Source organism: Pseudofrancisella aestuarii, from assembly GCF_003574475.2.
Lineage (GTDB): Bacteria > Pseudomonadota > Gammaproteobacteria > Francisellales > Francisellaceae > Francisella > Francisella aestuarii.
In genome coordinates this window covers 54,173-69,895 of sequence record NZ_QLIS02000002.1, presented here as the reverse complement: position 1 = coordinate 69,895, position 15,723 = coordinate 54,173, and the positions used below count along the sequence as shown (strand labels likewise).

Here is a 15,723-nt window from a genome sequence, read left to right as displayed (position 1 = left end):
CTACGACAAGATGATAGCATATTATACTAGAGTGGTATAATTATTAAAGTAAAGCATACTAAAAGTTTAAAATTAAAAAGGAGAAATCATATGTCATTTGAATTACCTAAACTACCTTATGCAGAAGATGCATTAGCTCCGGTTATATCAAAAGAAACTATTGAATATCACTACGGAAAGCATCATCAAACATATGTTACAAACTTGAACAAACTAGTAGCTGGCTCAGAATTTGAAGGTCAAAGACTAGAAGATATCATCAGATCTTCTTCAGGTGGGCTTTTTAACAATGCTGCACAAGTTTATAATCATACTTTCTACTGGAATTGTTTAACTCCAAAGAAAACTGAACTATCAAGTCAGTTAAAAGCTGCTTTAATAGAAGTTTGGGGATCTGTAGATAAGTTTAAAGAAGAGTTTGCTGCTGCTGCTGTTGCAACTTTTGGTTCTGGATGGGCTTGGTTAGTTAAAAACTCTGAAGGTAAATTAGAAATTGTGACAACTAGTAATGCTGGCTGCCCAATAACTGATAACAAAACTCCTTTACTTACTTTTGATGTTTGGGAACATGCTTACTACATAGATTATCGTAATGCTAGACCTAAGTATGTAGAAAGCTTATGGGGAATTGTTAACTGGGATTTCGTTTCAAATCAACTTGCTAGTTAATAGTGTCCGTAGATAAGATTAAAAAAGGTACACTTTGGTCTTTTATTTCAGGTGTCCTTTTCATATTTGTAATATTGTTAATTGCAAATATATTCCCAAACATACATTTAACTCCTATTGTTAAAAATATAATAATGGGAATACTACTAATTCCTTGGCTTAGCTTCTTATTTTTTATGTCTTTATCTTTATTTAAAAAAGATAAAAACTAGTCAAGATTTGCCATTTCTTTTATTCTTCTTCTAAAGAGATAGATTACTATTGATGTAACTATTCCTACCATAAAGCTAAATAAAAACAAATTAGCCCAACCATAGGATTGCTGTACATCTCCAGCTACTGGTCCAACAAATACTCTTCCTAAAGAGTCTATAGAACTTAATATAGCAAACTGAGTTGCTGAAAAGCTAACATTTACTAAGCTCATAATCATAGCCACCAATATAGCTGTACCCATTGCACCACAAAAATACTCTACTGCAACTGAAACAACCATCAAAGTATAGTTTTTACCAGCAAATGCCAACAATACATAACTTAAATTAGCAAATGCCATTATAAAACTAAAAGATAAGAAGCTTCTAAACACTCCTATTTTTTTAGCTACGAGACCTCCAAAAAGTAAACCCAATATTGTAAAAACTAAAGATACTGTTTTATATGATACTGCTATAGTAATCTTATCAAATCCTAGATCAGCAAAGAACACGGTATTTAAAGAGAATGCCATAGCATCTGCAAGCTTATAAACTATTAATATACCTAAGATCACTACTGCAGTTAAAGCACCTTTTCTTTGAAAAAATTCGATAAAGGGTAATGTAAAAGCTTCATTAAAAGTTTTTGGCCTTACTTCAATTTCACTTTCTTTAATAAATAGCGTAACTACAGGAGCTATCATAAAAAATGGGACTATAGTTAGCAAACCAAGATTCCAATTATTATCTAGCTTCTGCACTATTATCAAAACTAGCGCTCCAGTAACAAGCATCCCTATTCTATATCCCAGAACTGCTACAGCGGCCCCTAGAGCTCTTTCTTTCTCATTTAAAACTTCTGTTTGGTATGCGTTTATAGCTATATCTTGTGTTGCCGAAAAAAAACAAATCGCAAAACCTATAAATGCAATTAATAAAGGAGACTTATCAGGTGAAAACTGGCTCATAAGTATGATTGATAATATGATTAATACCTGTGTTAAAAGTATCCAGCCTTTTCTTCTAGTAAATCCCTTGATAGTAACTTTATCTAGAATAGGCGCCCATAAATACTTAAAGCCATAAGGTATAGCTATAAGACTTAGAAAGCCAATATCTTTTATTTCTATGCCGTTATCTTTATACCATAAGAACAATGATGATGCTGTTAACATCAAAGGCAATCCTGATGAATATCCCAACACAAACATTATAAACATTTTACTTTGCTGGAAGATCGCGAAGACTTTTTGCTTTATTGTTAATTTATTTGAATCAGTCATATAAAGTCTAAATTATTATTAGCAATAATTAGTTTATAGTATCAATACTATTATTTCACTAATAGTAAAAGTATATTTAAGATCTAAGCCTTAATTCTTCTTTTATTTCCAATATCTATAATAAAATAACTGGACAATATTAGCACTCCACCAATAATTGTGGATAAATATATAGCCTCATGATTTATAATCCTACCAAAAATTGTTGCAAATATTGGCTCGAAAGAAAAAATAACTGCAACTTGAGACATACTTAAATACTTTTGATAAGTATTTTGTAAGTAATAACACACAATAGTACTAACTGAACAAAATAGAATTGCTAATATTAATATATAGTTCAAATCAAGATACATAGAAGAAATATCTGAAATGAAAGGTAAAGGAATACCAAACATTACTTGGAATATTATTAAAAGTTTCATATCTTTAAATACTTCACTTTTATCAGATCTTCTTGTTTCATAGCTAAGATAAACTACAGATACCGCATAAGCTAAGGCACATAACACAGACCATAAATATCCTATAGTAAAGTTTTCAAAATTAGCTCCTGATAAAGCATATATCCCAATTAAAGATATTATGGATGCTATAGCTCCATATACTGTTAAACGATCTATTTTAAAGAAACTCGCAATAAAAGGTATCATTACTACACTCAATGCAGTTAAAAAAGCTGACTCACTTGAAGAAACCGTATATAAGCCTCTCGTTTGAAAATAAAAACTTATCCCCTCAAGAGAGCCAAAAATAAATCCAACTTTTAATAAATATGATTTATGCTGAAAGTTGGTTTTAATAACTATAGGCAATAGCAATAAAAAAGATAAAGAAAGTCTTAAAGTAACAAAAAGTCCTGGAGAAATATATTCAAGCGATATTTTAACTAATGGAAAAGTCACACCCCAAAAAATTGCAACTATAAATAAAGCTATTATAGCTTTTCTTTTAATATCCATAGCTCTTTAATCTTATCTAAAAACGTTATCTAAATACTCACTATAAGACATACTAAAAATGCTTTATAGCATACAGAGATTTTATATATCTTATTAAAAATAACTAGGAATAAAGGACTCTCTAAGAAAATCTTCTGCTAGTTTCCAAGCTCTTTTATTTGTCAACTGGTTATAAACAGTACCAAACTCAGGATCATTCGCCTCAGGATTAGTAAATGCATGCATAGTATTACCAAAACTATGAAGTTGCCAATCAGCATTACGACGATTCATTTCTTCTTGGAATTTATTAACCTCTTCTGGTGTTACCATAGGGTCATTATAGCCATGCAATACTAGTATTTTAGTATCAATATCTTCAGTTTTATAGATATTAGATTCTAGTTTCCCATGAAAACTTACAACAGCCTTTAGGAACATATTAGATCTTGCCATATCTAATACACATCTACCGCCAAAACAAAAACCAATGGCTGCTATACTTGACTTATCAACCATATGCATTCTACTAACAGTTGTATAGGCAGTTTTAAGTCTTGTCATTAGCGCATATTTCTCTGCTAATAAGCTATTCAATAAAGATGCATTCTCTTCTTTAGAAGCACCAACTTTTGCATCTCCATAGAAATCTAAAGCAAATCCTACATAACCTTTTTTAGCCATATATATAGCTTTCTCACAAGCAAATTTATCTCTCCCTGCCCACGATGGCGCTATCAAAATAGCTGGCAAATTAGTTCGTTTTTCTGGGTAAGCGTAAAATCCTCTTAAAGCTATTCCGTCTCCACGGTATTCAATTTCTTTTGTTATTATCATTTCTCACTCTCTATTATTTTTCAAATAATAATTAATCTCATAGTCATAAATATAATACACCTAGAGATAGTATCTTTATATATATCAATGGCATTAATTATAAAGAATTCTTCTGGAAAATTGATTAGAATTGAAACTTTTTTTTATAAAAAAATCATAAAATTAAATAAGATAAAAAATTAATGTCTAAAATGTCTCATTCCAGTAAAGACCATAGTTATACCAGCCTTATTTGCTGCATCGATAACTTCCTGATCATTTTTAGATCCGCCTGGCTGGATAACTGCAGTAGCCCCAACTTTTATACACTCTTCTAAACCATCTGCAAAAGGAAAGAATGCATCTGATGCAACTACAGAACCTTTTGCTCCTTCAAAAGCATTTGCTTTTTCTGCACCAATTCTAGCAGAATCAACTCGACTCATTTGCCCAGCGCCAATTCCAACTGTCTGAGTATCTCTAGCATATACGATAGCATTAGATTTAACGTATTTAACTGCTTTCCATGCAAACATTAAATCAGCCCATTCCTCAGCTGTTGGCTGTCTATCTGTAACTACTTTACACTCTTCTTTCTTCACTGAGCCATTATCGTAGGATTGAGATAATATGCCACCATTAACATTCTTACTAATCATACGACTAGATTTTGTATCAAACACAGCTCCTGTTTCAAGCACTCTTAAATTTTTCTTAGATGCTAAAACTTCTAATGCTTTTTGTGTATAAGATGGAGCAACTATCACTTCTAAAAACATTTTCCCTAATGATTCTGCAAATGCTTCATCTACTTCACAGTTAAATGCCACAATACCACCAAATGCTGATACAGGATCACTAGATAAAGCTTTTTCCCAAGCATCCAAAGCATTTTCACCAGAGGCTATACCACAAGGATTCGCATGCTTGATAATCGCACAAGATGGCTCTGTGAATTCACAAACCATCTCAAATGCACCATCTGCATCATTAATATTATTGTAAGATAGCTCTTTACCTTGTAATTGCTTAGCATTAGTCACACAAACTTCTGATGTGTTAATAGTATATATAGCAGCTTTTTGATGAGGGTTTTCTCCATATCTTAGGATATGTTTTAAAGTTCCAACTGAGAAAAGCTTCTCTGGATATTCTTCACATACTTGTGTACTAAACCATTCTGCAATATGTGCGTCATATTCTGCAGTATGCGCAAATGCCTCTAATGCGAACTTTTTACGCAAATACTGAGTTGTTGCACCTTCATTCGTTGCCATTTCCCTTAGCACTTCTTCATATTGTCTAGGGTTTGTAACAATTGTTGTGTGCTTATGATTTTTTGCACAAGAACGAACCATTGATGGTCCACCAATATCAATATTTTCTACACAGTCTGCAAAACTTGCACCTGACTTAACAGTATTAACAAATGGATATAAATTAACTACGACCATATCTATTCCATTAATGCCATTTTCTCTCATAGCTTTGATATGCTCTGGATTATCTCTATCAGCTAAAATTCCACCATGAACCAGAGGGTGTAAGGTTTTAACTCTTCCATTCATTATTTCAGGAAAGTTAGTATGTTCAGAAACATCTTTAACATTTATACCCGCATCTTTTAAAGATTTTGAAGTACCTCCAGTAGATAGAATTTCTACTCCATACATAGTTAAACCTTTAGCAAACTCAACAATACCAGTTTTATCTGAAACAGATATCAAAACTCTTTGAATTTTAGACATTTTTTAGAAAACTCCTATCACACAATTAATTAGAAAAATTATTTACTGCTAAATTATAACAATTTTAATCTCAAAAAACCTATAACCTAAGATTTATTACTTTTGATTTCTTAATCAATATATTAATATAGATATCATTAAATCATATATTTCTCTAAAAGCTAAAATATGACAAATATAGTAATTGTTGGCGCCCAATGGGGTGATGAAGGTAAAGGCAAAATAGCCGATACTTTAGCAGAAAAAGCTGATTTCATTGTACGTTACCAAGGTGGTAATAATGCTGGACACACTCTAGTAGTTAATGGAAAGAAAACCTTTCTTCACTTAATTCCTTCAGGAGTTTTACATCCACACACCAAATGCGTTATCGGACATGGTGTAGTGGTTGATCCTCTAGCTCTTAAAGAAGAAATTAACAGAATTAGAAATAGTGGTATTAAAATAACTAAAGAAAATCTATTCGTTTCTGAATCATGCTCAATAATAACTTCTTATCATAAAATTTTAGATGCTTTAAGAGAAAGTAATGGAAAAGAAAAGATAGGTACGACAGGTAAAGGAATAGGTCCTGCATACGAAGATAAAGTTGCAAGAAAAGGACTGAAATTCAAACACCTGTTTGATAAAGAATTATTAAGAACGCGTCTAGCAAATAGTCTTCAAGAAAAAGAAATATTATTCAAAGACCTCTATAAAGTAAACTACCCTTCTTTAGATGAAGAAGTAGAAAGACTTTATGAGTTAGGACAAGAGTTAAAAGATTTTGCTGCTGATACATTTTCTCTAATAGACTTAGCGACTCAAAAAGGTAAAAGCATTGTTTATGAAGGTGCTCAAGGTGTACTATTAGATGTCGATTACGGTACATATCCTTTTGTAACATCATCTAATACATCAGTTGCTGGTGTTTACTCTGGTGCTACGACAGCTGGTAAAGAGATAAAGCATGTTATAGGCATTGCTAAGGCTTATACAACTAGAGTTGGTGAAGGCCCTTTTCCAACAGAGCTTTTTAATGATACAGGTGACTTCCTGCAAAAAAAAGGCGGGGAAGTTGGCGTAACTACAGGAAGAACTCGTAGATGCGGTTGGCTTGACTTACCTTTGCTTAAGTATTCTGCAAAATGTTCTAATTTAACTTCTATTGCCTTAACAAAAGTAGATGTTTTATCAGGCATGGATGAATTAAAAGTTTGTATCGGATATAAATATGAAGGCAAAGAAATATATTGTGCCTATCCAGGAATAGATCTATATAAAGTTGAACCTATATATGTAGATTTAGACCCATTCACTCTAGATGAAACTGTTACAAAAGAAAATGCCCCTAATGCTTTTAGAAAGTTTGTGAGAATAATTGAAAACTTCATAGAAATACCTGTATCAGCAGTTGCATACGGTCCTTCTAGAGAGCAAATATTATTTTTAGAAGATTATTTTAAATAAATTTATTTCACTAAAATTTACAAAATACGGAGAATTTAAAATGGGTGCTTCTACAAAAGCAGATGTATATATTACAGCTGAAGCTATTGAAAAAGAAGTTTCTAAATTAGCTGAAACGTTAAACAATGATTACAAAGGTCAAGAACTCACTCTTGTTTGTGTTCTGAAAGGTTCTTTCATGTTCTTTGCAGACCTTGTAAGAAAACTAGATCTAGATGTAAGAACACAATTTATAACGGCATCATCTTATGGATCTGGTTCAAAAAGCTCAGGTAAAGTAGCCTCAACTGTTGATGCTCTAAAAGAAGAATATATTAAAAATAAGAATATATTAGTCATCGAGGACATTGTAGATACTGGTCATACCTTTCATAGAATCATGGAGGGTTTAAAAAAATATGAACCAAAATCTCTAAAGTTCGCAACTCTTCTTTTTAAACCTGCAAGGCTAGAGAGAGAAGTTGATTTAGACTATATTTGCTTTGAGATAGAGGATAAATTTATCGTTGGATATGGACTAGACTTTGACGAGAAGTATCGTGAACTTCCTTATATTGGATTAATGAAGAATTAATCTATATTTGATAAGGAATTTCTATAATAACTCTTGTTTTTCCTTTCGTTTCTTTTCTAGCGCCTCTTAATGCCCACTTTAATAAGAAAACTCTCTGATTATGCAAAATATTATGCCAAAACTTACTATCTTCAACCCTTGGTATAATTACTGTACATAGGCTTCCATCTTTATTCTGAGCGTCAGCTTCTTGTACATACTTAACGAAATAATAAAGGAATGACTGAAAATCTGTCTCTATAACGGTAAGCTTTTGTTTAATATTAAACTCTTTCCATGCCGCTTCTAATTTTTGAGTTTCTTCTTTATCAATATTAATAGTAACCACTTCTATATTAGAAGCTATCGTTTTAGCAAACTCTATAGCTTTCAAAGTTCCTCTATGTAATTTTGATATTGGTATTATAATCTTAGGCTGCTCTGTGAAAATCTCTTTTTCTGTATAAATATCCTCGACTCGTAATTTTAAGCTCTTCTCAACCTTTAGGTAATGTTTTCTTATCATATAAAAAATAGTAATTAGTGCTGGAAGTGCGACTATGACAATCCATGCACCTTCAGTGAACTTGGATTCAGTAATAACTAAAACAGTTACGAAAGTAGCAATACATCCAACTAAATTTATAAGAGATCTGAATACCCAGCTTTGGACTTTCTTTCTTCTCTTGTACCAAAAGACTATCAAGCCTGCTTGACATAAAGTAAAAGCTAAGAATACCCCTATAGAATATAAAGGTATTAAAGCGCTTGTGTCAGCATGGAATACCACTATTAAACAAATTGCTAATATTGCTAATATTATAATCCCATTTCTAAAAGCCAACCTCTCATCTTTATTCTTTAACTGCGCTGGTAAAAAGCCGTCTTGACTAAGTATAGAAGCTAAAACAGGAAAGGCTGCAAAAGAGGTGTTTGCGGCAACCAGTAATATTAGACAAGTCGCTAATTGTAAAATGTAATACCAAAAACCATTACCAAATATAACATGTGCTAACTGAGAAAGTGAGCTCTGCTCCTCAACCGGACGGATGCCTAATTTAAACGATAAATAAGCTATCCCTAAAAACATCAGAATTAGTAAAACTATCAACCAAATAAGCGTAATATTCGCATTTTTTCTTTTATCAGGTCTAAAAGAAGCAACACCATTTGCTATAGCCTCTATTCCTGTCATTGCTGAACATCCTGAGGAGAAAGCTCTTAATAACAAAGTTACTGTAAGAGCCTGATTTACAGTCTCTAATGTTTGAGTCGTTCTTCTATAATCTATAGGATGAAGATTTCCGGTAAATAAATTATATGAACCAATTAATATCATCAATAGAATTACGATAATAAAACCATAAGTTGGCCAAATGAGAATAGAAGCTGAGTCTCTGATTCCTCGCAGATTGAGCCAGGCTATAATAACTATTGAAAAAACTGCTATCTGTACAGAATGATTATAGAGCGAGGGAAAGGCTGAAGTAATAGCAAGTACTCCAGCAGAGGTACTTACAGAAACAGTTAATATATAGTCTACAAGTAAAGCTGCTCCAGCTATCAGCCCCATAAATATACCCAAATTTTCTTTTGCTACTACATAAGCTCCACCACCATTTGGATAAGCATTAATAGTTTGGATATATGAAATCCCTACAATAATAATTAAAGCCGCAATAAAGAAAGAAATATTAAGAGACATTGTTAAGGCGAAAGTCCCAGCCATTGCCAGAGTAGTTAAAATTTCCCCTGTAGCATAAGCAACGGATGATAAGGCATCTGAAGAGAAAGTAGCTAATCCATGTTTTTTAGAAAGAGTATATTGTTCTAATTTTGTTTTAGATATTGGATTACCAAAAATAATTGACCACATCTTTTATATCCTTTTACCTTGGTTTTATATGCCCCATGACTAACGACCAGCTAAGATACTCCTTTAAACCCGGTTAAGCAATTTTTGTTATAGCAAGCTACTTTTGCTAAAAATCGACTTTGACCCATAGGTGTTTATATGTAAACATTTAAGTATAGTTTATTAGTCTGGAGAAGATTATATATGAAAAAAAATATATTAAACCAAATCCATGAAACTATTTTTGAACAAACGGGTATTAGTGTCGATGAAAGATATATTGAAGATGAAATATATGCTTCTTTAGATATTTCTGAAATTGCTGGTAATATTGCTACAAAAGTTATGCTCAATCATATTGAATCAAAAGATAAAAATTTAAGAAACACCCCAGCAAGCTCCACGAAAATACAGAAGCATTTAGAAAAGGACTCAAATAAAAACAATTCTTAATCTTTATTTTTTTTGGAGTTTATTACCGATATTCTCATCTTTTGAAAGATTTATCATACCCTCATCATCAGCTATCATTTTATGCTCCAAATCAGTTACAGTTTCTACTTTGTTAGAAAGATTTTCTTCATAATTTTCTTTCTTATACTTCTGCCAGTTTTTATCTAAACTTAAAACATATCTGCAAGCTTCTTCTATGAAGTGATCTTTATATTTAATCTTCGCCCACTTCATATATGCAGTCACTTCATCAAAAACACTTTCTCTTAATCTTATTCTTAGAGGAATCTTTTCCTCTTTATTTTTACCAGTTATCAGAGGCATCTTTTTCTCCTTCTAATATTCTAATCTTTATTATATGTTAATTCCTGTATATTTATTTGTCAATTTTTGACACAATATTTTATTATAAAATGGCAAAATAATTTGACTTAACTAAAGAAAGATTATAAAGTACTGCTTATGCATAAAAAAACAATAACCACATGAGAAAAAATATCATAAAGAATAAATGGAATTACCTTAGAGCAAAAATAAAAAAGAAATTTAATGAATTACCAGAAAGCGAATTTATAAAAATAAAAAATGATTATCACAATCTTATTGGCTATCCAGAATGGCAAAGAGAAAGATTAAAAAATAAACTTAAAATCTTTAAAAGAATTACTAACTCTTATTATTAGTATCTATTTTTTTAGCCAAATCTTCTGACCCAAATGACATTCCCTCATCTTCAGCCATCATTTTATTGACTAAATCTTTTTTAGTTTCTTTTTTATCCTTTAAATCATTGTTAACGAAAGCCAACTCTTCTGATTTAAAAGACAGCCATTTTTTATCTGATTTCAAAACGTGCCTACACGCTTCTTCTATAAAATGGTCTTTATACTTTATTTCAGCCCACTTCATATATTCAATCATCTCATTAAGAACGCTTTCACTTAATCTTATTCTTAATGGAATCTTTTCTTCTCTATTTCTTCCTTTTATCAAAGGCATAATATCTCCGGCTAAAAATTTAGGCTGGTAATTTAATAATATTTATTACAAAATATTTTGTCAACTTTTATGTCAATTTTAAAATATTGACAATGTTGGCAAAAAAATGTGTCAGAATTGTCAAAAACCCCTTGACATAAGATGATAAAGCAAATAATATTGCCTTCGAGATTTGAGAAATTTAATAAGAAATGAGGAGAAAATGATGAACAAAGAGAAAACTCTTATAACTTAGCCTCTTTAAAAAATTATTCCTAATCTAATCATTGTGTATACTATTTAACCTTCTAACTTCCGCCTGCTGATTAGGAATAATTAAGGCTATAAATAAACCAATAGCACTAATCAATAATAATAAGATACTTAAACCTTTAGTTGATGATGTTATTCCCATCACATATGTAGCTATCATTGGCATAAACCCAGAAATAGCATTCCCAAAGCCTAATCCGATAGAACATCCTATTGCTCTTACTTGAGGAGGAAAGACTTCTGTAAAATATGGGTTTGAAGCTCCTTGCGTTAATGCTGTTGTAACAGCAAGCAAAAATACACTTATTGCTATTATATAAATATTTTGTATATGCATAGCTAGAACTAAAGGAATCATAATTAAGCTTACAGTTAGATAAGCAACTATATGAAATTTTTTTCTCCCTATAATGTCTGACAAGAAACCAAACAAAGGGGTTGAGATACAAATACCGATTAAACCCAATGTACTAACTCCTAAAGCAGTACTTATAGATAATCCAAGTTCAGTTTCCATATAAGAAACCATATAGGTGACAACTAAGAAATATAATCCTCCTGTACAAGTAGATAAAACGACTATAAGAATTAATCTCTTACTATAATGTTTTAATAAGATCTGTACTGGCGTTCTCTCTCTTGGAGCATTATTTACTTCTCCTTTATCATTCTCTCGTAAAAATAAGTGAATTATCAGTAAAATAAAGCTTAACGCAAAAGGAATTCTCCAAGCCCAGGTTTGATCCTCTTTTGCTAATAGACTAAACAATCCATAACTAACGCCAGCAGCTATAAGATAGCCAACCACAGAAGTAGAATAGGCTATTCCCAGACCTAATCCCCTATACTTTAGAGCCTTATCTTCAGCAGTAATAGTTAGCAAATTACCAAACTGCCCTCCAGCTGAAAGTCCTTGTAACAATCTAATCATAACCAATAGTAAAGGAGCAAATAGGCCAATTTGTTCACTTGTTGGAAGAAATGCCACAGCCATAGTGCTCATAGACATTAAAGTTATAGAGATATTCATAGCATAATGCCTACCAACCTTATCTCCTATATATCCAAATAATATAGAACCAACTGGTCTAGCAATAAAGCCAACACCAAATGCTCCAAAAGCTGCCATTAAAGACATCCAATGATTATTAGAGGGAAAAAATTGGGTTGCTATTATAGTAGCAAAATACCCATATAACGAGAAATCATACCACTCTATAATATTACCAAAAGAACTTTTCAAAGTTCTTGCTACTGAGCTTAATAACAAAAGTTAATATCTCTTTTAAATAATAAGTTATACCTTTACATGATAAATGATTAGAATTTTAAATCCAAATAAGACTTAAGCAGATTATATTATGTCGTCGGAACGCTATCTAAATTTTTAGGCTTAAAAATAAAAATATAAAGCATTATTATAAAAAGTCCCACTGAATAGATTATCTGAGTCCATGCGTACGATGAAAAAGATATTATTGAGTGAAAGTTTAAATTTGTCACTCCTGATAAGGTAGCTAAAACTATTCCTACCCAAGAAATAGCAAAAGCACTAGTAAGTTGAATTATTGTACTATTAATAATTGTTGCTACACCCATGTGATCGTTATTATCTAAAGAGTTATAAATTGCTGCATTAATTATGATGGTGAAAGTACCAAAGCAACAGCCTAACAAAGTTAACAAAACAAGAAACTCAATAAAATTAAAATATAGAAACACATAAGCAATAGCTATATAAATTAAAGCCATAAGACCTATATTTATAATAAAAAATTTATAAAAATGAAGTTTTGCTAATATTGGCTTAACTATTTTTTTTACTAGCCATACAGGAATAATAAAAGCCATAAGAGATAATCCAGAGTAAAAAGCGCTAAAGCCTTGCTTAGTCTGTAAATATAAAGGAAATATGAACATCATCCCCATAATAACCAAACGAGAAAGCGTACTAATAACTATAAAATATCTAAAACATTCGTTTTTAAACACGCTTAAGTTAATAACAGCATCATCTTTTAATTTTTTTGCATGCCCTAAATAAATAAATCCCAAAATAAGAGATAAAGCAAAAGATAGCCCTTTCCACAATAAAGAAATATCTTGATCAATCATCAAGTCAACAAAAAGCATTAAAAATGCTATAGAACTTCCTATAATTAAAAACCCCTTTAAATCAAACTTTGCTTGAACTTTCTCCAACTTAGTTCTTGGTAAATAAAAATAGACTAATATTATAGCGACAATCCCTATAGGTAAATTTATGAAAAATATCATTCTCCAGCCAATATATGTCGTGATAACTCCTCCGACTAATGGCCCAATCATAGGTCCTATTGTAGCAATCACCGCTACTACTGACATTGCTGCTAACATATTTCCTTTAAATATCCTAACCATAGTCAATCTAGCCACAGGCATAGTAAAGGCACCAAATACTCCCTGAAATGCTCTAAAAATGATTAACGAGGTAATGCTAGTTGATAAGCCACAAGCCATTGAAGAAATTACAAAACCACTTATAGAGATAAATAATAAATTTTTATTTCCAAATTTATCTGCAAACCATGCTGATGCTGGTATAAATAACCCTAAAGTTAATAAATAAACTGTTATAGCAACTTTTAATGTAATAGCATTAACTTGTAAGCTAATAGCTATCTGAGGTAAAGCTGTATTTAGAGCAGATCCATCAATAAGCTCCATTAGCATAATCACCCCTATCGTATAAGCAATAATTTTTTTTTGATCCATAGATAAAATAAACCTCATCCCACATGAGTACTTAAAGGATAAATGATGGCCCAACAGGTTGGAAGTAAATTATAAATTAATTTGACCAATTTCAATAATAGACAACAGCCATAACATGATTAAAATTCTTTAATTAAAAATATATATCGTTATGAAGCACCATTATATAATATTACTTACTAAATTAAATCAGCTAATAAAATCGCTAAATAAAGCTTTTAAAAGGGAAGAAGAATGAAAACTAAAAAACCAAGTTTATTTACTGCAATTGCGCTAAGCGTTGGAACAATGGTTGGTAGTGGATGGCTTTATGCCTCATACTATGCATCTCAAGCAGCTGGGGCAGCTTCTATACTTTCTTGGATTATTGGTGCAATTATCGTATTAGCTATGGCATTTCTTTTATCAGAGATTGCAGTTAAATATCCAAATAATGGTGTTTTCACACAACTAACGACTATATCTCACAATAAACATTTTGGTTTTGTTACAGGATTATCAAACTGGATGCTAGGCCTTATAATTGTCCCATCAGAAGCTATGGCTACAACACAATATATAGCATCTATTTATCCACCATCTACACCTTATATATTTGCTAATGGTGCACTAACTTTTAGTGGAGTAATTATTGTTGCCTTATTTATGATAATTTACACCTTAATCAACTACTGGGGTATAAAATCACTTTCAAAAATAAATAACTGGCTAACTCTACTAAAAATAGTAATACCTATTGCTACAGCTATTATCGTAATGATCACAGCTTTTCATAGTAGTAACTTTAGTGGCGAATATGTTAGCTTTATGCCAAATGGAGTTGGAAGTATTTTTAGTGCTATAGTTTCTTGCGGTATTTTTTACTCTTTCTTTGGCTTTCAAATGGCAGCAAGCTTCTCAGCTGAGCTAGAAAATCCCAAACGTAATATTCCTATTGCTCTTATAAGTAGTGTTGTTATAGTCTTAATGATTTACCTACTTTTACAAATCTCATTCATTGGCGCAGTGCCTACAGAGATGGTTAAAAATGGTTGGGGTGCTTTAAATTTTGAATCTCCTCTTGCTCAACTTGCTGGCATATTAGGCTTAAATGCTTTAACTATAGTTCTTTATGCAGATGCTTTAGTTAGCCCTTCTGGTACTGGGATAGTTTATCTAGGTGGCTCTACTCGTATGCTTAATGAAATGGCAAAATCAGAGCAAATGCCTGAGTATTTTAATAGAGTAAACCCCACTGTGAATGTCTCTCGTACTTCTTTGATCTTCACATTAATTTGCTCAATGTTACTAATCCTATTTTTCCGTAATTGGCAGATGATTGCCTCATTAACTACGACTTTCATTCTCGTGTCGTGTGTGGCCTTACCTGTTTCATATACCAAGCTTAAAGCTAACAAATCTGACCCTTTACCGATTAGCTACCTTCCTCTTCCTCAGTTAGTAGCATTCTGTGTGTATCTAGTTTTGACATATTTATTAATGATCGCTGGGGTACTTAATCTAGTTATAGCTTTAATCCTTCATATAGGCTTCTTTGTGATATATGCCTATGTAAACTCTAAACATCAGCTTAATAAAATCATCAAAGCATTTGCATCATCATGGAGTATATTTGCATATATAGCTTTTGAGCTACTTGCAGCTATAATTCATGATAATATTTCAGCTTATGGGCTTTTCTATACAATATTTATTCCAATATCTATTATCTTTTATATACTAATGGTTACTCAAAAAACATACTTAGACTAATC

The 15,723-nt window shown here is 31.6% G+C and carries 15 protein-coding genes; 6 read left to right on the top strand and 9 right to left on the bottom strand.

Features of this window, described 5'->3' with window-relative positions; translation table 11 throughout:
• The first annotated feature begins 90 nt into the window (after positions 1-90).
• Positions 91-669 carry a superoxide dismutase gene (locus tag DNK87_RS04315; RefSeq protein WP_119329686.1) on the top strand — a complete coding sequence of 193 codons (579 nt, stop codon included), beginning with the start codon at positions 91-93 and terminating at the stop codon, positions 667-669.
• 208 nt (positions 670-877) lie between these two features.
• Here DNK87_RS04315 and DNK87_RS04310 read toward each other — a convergent pair whose 3' ends face one another.
• The 4 genes from DNK87_RS04310 to purH form a co-directional block, all read right to left on the bottom strand.
• On the bottom strand, positions 878-2,149 hold the full coding sequence (locus tag DNK87_RS04310; protein WP_244614613.1) for an AmpG family muropeptide MFS transporter: 1,272 nt from the start codon (positions 2,147-2,149) through the stop codon (positions 878-880).
• A gap of 83 nt (positions 2,150-2,232) precedes the next feature.
• A complete protein-coding gene (locus DNK87_RS04305) occupies positions 2,233-3,111 on the bottom strand; it encodes a DMT family transporter (protein WP_119329685.1) in 879 nt (292 codons plus the stop codon).
• A gap of 93 nt (positions 3,112-3,204) precedes the next feature.
• Positions 3,205-3,927 (bottom strand): dienelactone hydrolase family protein, encoded by a 723-nt coding sequence (locus DNK87_RS04300; RefSeq protein WP_119329684.1) that lies wholly within the window; start codon positions 3,925-3,927, stop codon positions 3,205-3,207.
• 179 nt (positions 3,928-4,106) lie between these two features.
• A complete protein-coding gene (purH, locus tag DNK87_RS04295) occupies positions 4,107-5,654 on the bottom strand; it encodes a bifunctional phosphoribosylaminoimidazolecarboxamide formyltransferase/IMP cyclohydrolase (protein WP_119329683.1) in 1,548 nt (515 codons plus the stop codon).
• 168 nt (positions 5,655-5,822) lie between these two features.
• Between purH and DNK87_RS04290 the strand changes: the two genes are divergently transcribed.
• Together DNK87_RS04290 and hpt are read left to right on the top strand one after the other, a co-directional pair.
• Positions 5,823-7,103, top strand: a complete 1,281-nt coding sequence (locus DNK87_RS04290; protein WP_119329682.1) for an adenylosuccinate synthase — start codon at positions 5,823-5,825, stop codon at positions 7,101-7,103.
• A 40-nt stretch (positions 7,104-7,143) separates the two neighbouring features.
• Positions 7,144-7,677 (top strand): hypoxanthine phosphoribosyltransferase, encoded by a 534-nt coding sequence (gene hpt, locus DNK87_RS04285; RefSeq protein ID WP_119329681.1) that lies wholly within the window; start codon positions 7,144-7,146, stop codon positions 7,675-7,677.
• A 1-nt stretch (position 7,678) separates the two neighbouring features.
• Here the strand turns inward: hpt and DNK87_RS04280 are convergent, their stop codons facing one another.
• Positions 7,679-9,532 (bottom strand): APC family permease, encoded by a 1,854-nt coding sequence (locus tag DNK87_RS04280; protein ID WP_119329680.1) that lies wholly within the window; start codon positions 9,530-9,532, stop codon positions 7,679-7,681.
• Positions 9,533-9,715: 183 nt separating this feature from the next.
• Here DNK87_RS04280 and DNK87_RS04275 point away from each other — a divergent pair, with 183 nt between their 5' ends.
• Positions 9,716-9,964, top strand: coding sequence for a hypothetical protein (locus DNK87_RS04275; protein WP_119329679.1), 249 nt, complete (start codon positions 9,716-9,718; stop codon positions 9,962-9,964).
• A 3-nt stretch (positions 9,965-9,967) separates the two neighbouring features.
• Here DNK87_RS04275 and DNK87_RS04270 read toward each other — a convergent pair whose 3' ends face one another.
• Positions 9,968-10,288: a hypothetical protein gene (locus tag DNK87_RS04270; protein ID WP_119329678.1), complete on the bottom strand. Its 321-nt coding sequence runs from the start codon at positions 10,286-10,288 to the stop codon at positions 9,968-9,970.
• 161 nt (positions 10,289-10,449) lie between these two features.
• Here DNK87_RS04270 and DNK87_RS04265 point away from each other — a divergent pair, with 161 nt between their 5' ends.
• On the top strand, positions 10,450-10,647 hold the full coding sequence (locus tag DNK87_RS04265) for a hypothetical protein (protein WP_119329677.1): 198 nt from the start codon (positions 10,450-10,452) through the stop codon (positions 10,645-10,647).
• Here the strand turns inward: DNK87_RS04265 and DNK87_RS04260 are convergent.
• The 3 genes from DNK87_RS04260 to DNK87_RS04250 all read right to left on the bottom strand — a co-directional run bounded on the left by DNK87_RS04260 (position 10,631) and on the right by DNK87_RS04250 (position 13,969).
• A complete protein-coding gene (locus DNK87_RS04260; RefSeq protein WP_119329676.1) occupies positions 10,631-10,963 on the bottom strand; it encodes a hypothetical protein in 333 nt (110 codons plus the stop codon). The two genes, DNK87_RS04265 and DNK87_RS04260, sit on opposite strands and share 17 nt — an antisense overlap.
• Positions 10,964-11,222: 259 nt before the next feature.
• Entirely contained in the window at positions 11,223-12,485 is a 1,263-nt protein-coding gene (locus DNK87_RS04255; protein WP_119329675.1) for an MFS transporter, read from the bottom strand.
• A gap of 89 nt (positions 12,486-12,574) precedes the next feature.
• On the bottom strand, positions 12,575-13,969 hold the full coding sequence (locus tag DNK87_RS04250) for an MFS transporter (protein WP_119329674.1): 1,395 nt from the start codon (positions 13,967-13,969) through the stop codon (positions 12,575-12,577).
• Between the two features lie 234 nt (positions 13,970-14,203).
• On the opposite strand from DNK87_RS04250, the gene DNK87_RS04245 reads away from it, so the two are divergent.
• Entirely contained in the window at positions 14,204-15,721 is a 1,518-nt protein-coding gene (locus DNK87_RS04245; RefSeq protein WP_119329673.1) for an APC family permease, read from the top strand.
• The last annotated feature ends 2 nt before the right edge of the window (positions 15,722-15,723 follow it).

Excerpts from the sequence above, each read along its gene's own strand:
- DNK87_RS04305 (WP_119329685.1), bottom strand. The coding sequence starts at position 3,111 with ATGGATATTAAAAGAAAAGCTATAATAGCTTTATTTATAGTTGCAATT.
- DNK87_RS04310 (WP_244614613.1), bottom strand. The coding sequence starts at position 2,149 with ATGACTGATTCAAATAAATTAACAATAAAGCAAAAAGTCTTCGCGATC.
- DNK87_RS04280 (WP_119329680.1), bottom strand. The coding sequence starts at position 9,532 with ATGTGGTCAATTATTTTTGGTAATCCAATATCTAAAACAAAATTAGAA.
- DNK87_RS04300 (WP_119329684.1), bottom strand. The coding sequence starts at position 3,927 with ATGATAATAACAAAAGAAATTGAATACCGTGGAGACGGAATAGCTTTA.
- purH (WP_119329683.1), bottom strand. The coding sequence starts at position 5,654 with ATGTCTAAAATTCAAAGAGTTTTGATATCTGTTTCAGATAAAACTGGT.
- DNK87_RS04270 (WP_119329678.1), bottom strand. The coding sequence starts at position 10,288 with ATGCCTCTGATAACTGGTAAAAATAAAGAGGAAAAGATTCCTCTAAGA.
- DNK87_RS04245 (WP_119329673.1), top strand. The coding sequence starts at position 14,204 with ATGAAAACTAAAAAACCAAGTTTATTTACTGCAATTGCGCTAAGCGTT.
- DNK87_RS04250 (WP_119329674.1), bottom strand. The coding sequence starts at position 13,969 with ATGGATCAAAAAAAAATTATTGCTTATACGATAGGGGTGATTATGCTA.
- DNK87_RS04260 (WP_119329676.1), bottom strand. The coding sequence starts at position 10,963 with ATGCCTTTGATAAAAGGAAGAAATAGAGAAGAAAAGATTCCATTAAGA.
- DNK87_RS04290 (WP_119329682.1), top strand. The coding sequence starts at position 5,823 with ATGACAAATATAGTAATTGTTGGCGCCCAATGGGGTGATGAAGGTAAA.
- DNK87_RS04265 (WP_119329677.1), top strand. The coding sequence starts at position 10,450 with ATGAGAAAAAATATCATAAAGAATAAATGGAATTACCTTAGAGCAAAA.
- DNK87_RS04315 (WP_119329686.1), top strand. The coding sequence starts at position 91 with ATGTCATTTGAATTACCTAAACTACCTTATGCAGAAGATGCATTAGCT.
- DNK87_RS04275 (WP_119329679.1), top strand. The coding sequence starts at position 9,716 with ATGAAAAAAAATATATTAAACCAAATCCATGAAACTATTTTTGAACAA.
- hpt (WP_119329681.1), top strand. The coding sequence starts at position 7,144 with ATGGGTGCTTCTACAAAAGCAGATGTATATATTACAGCTGAAGCTATT.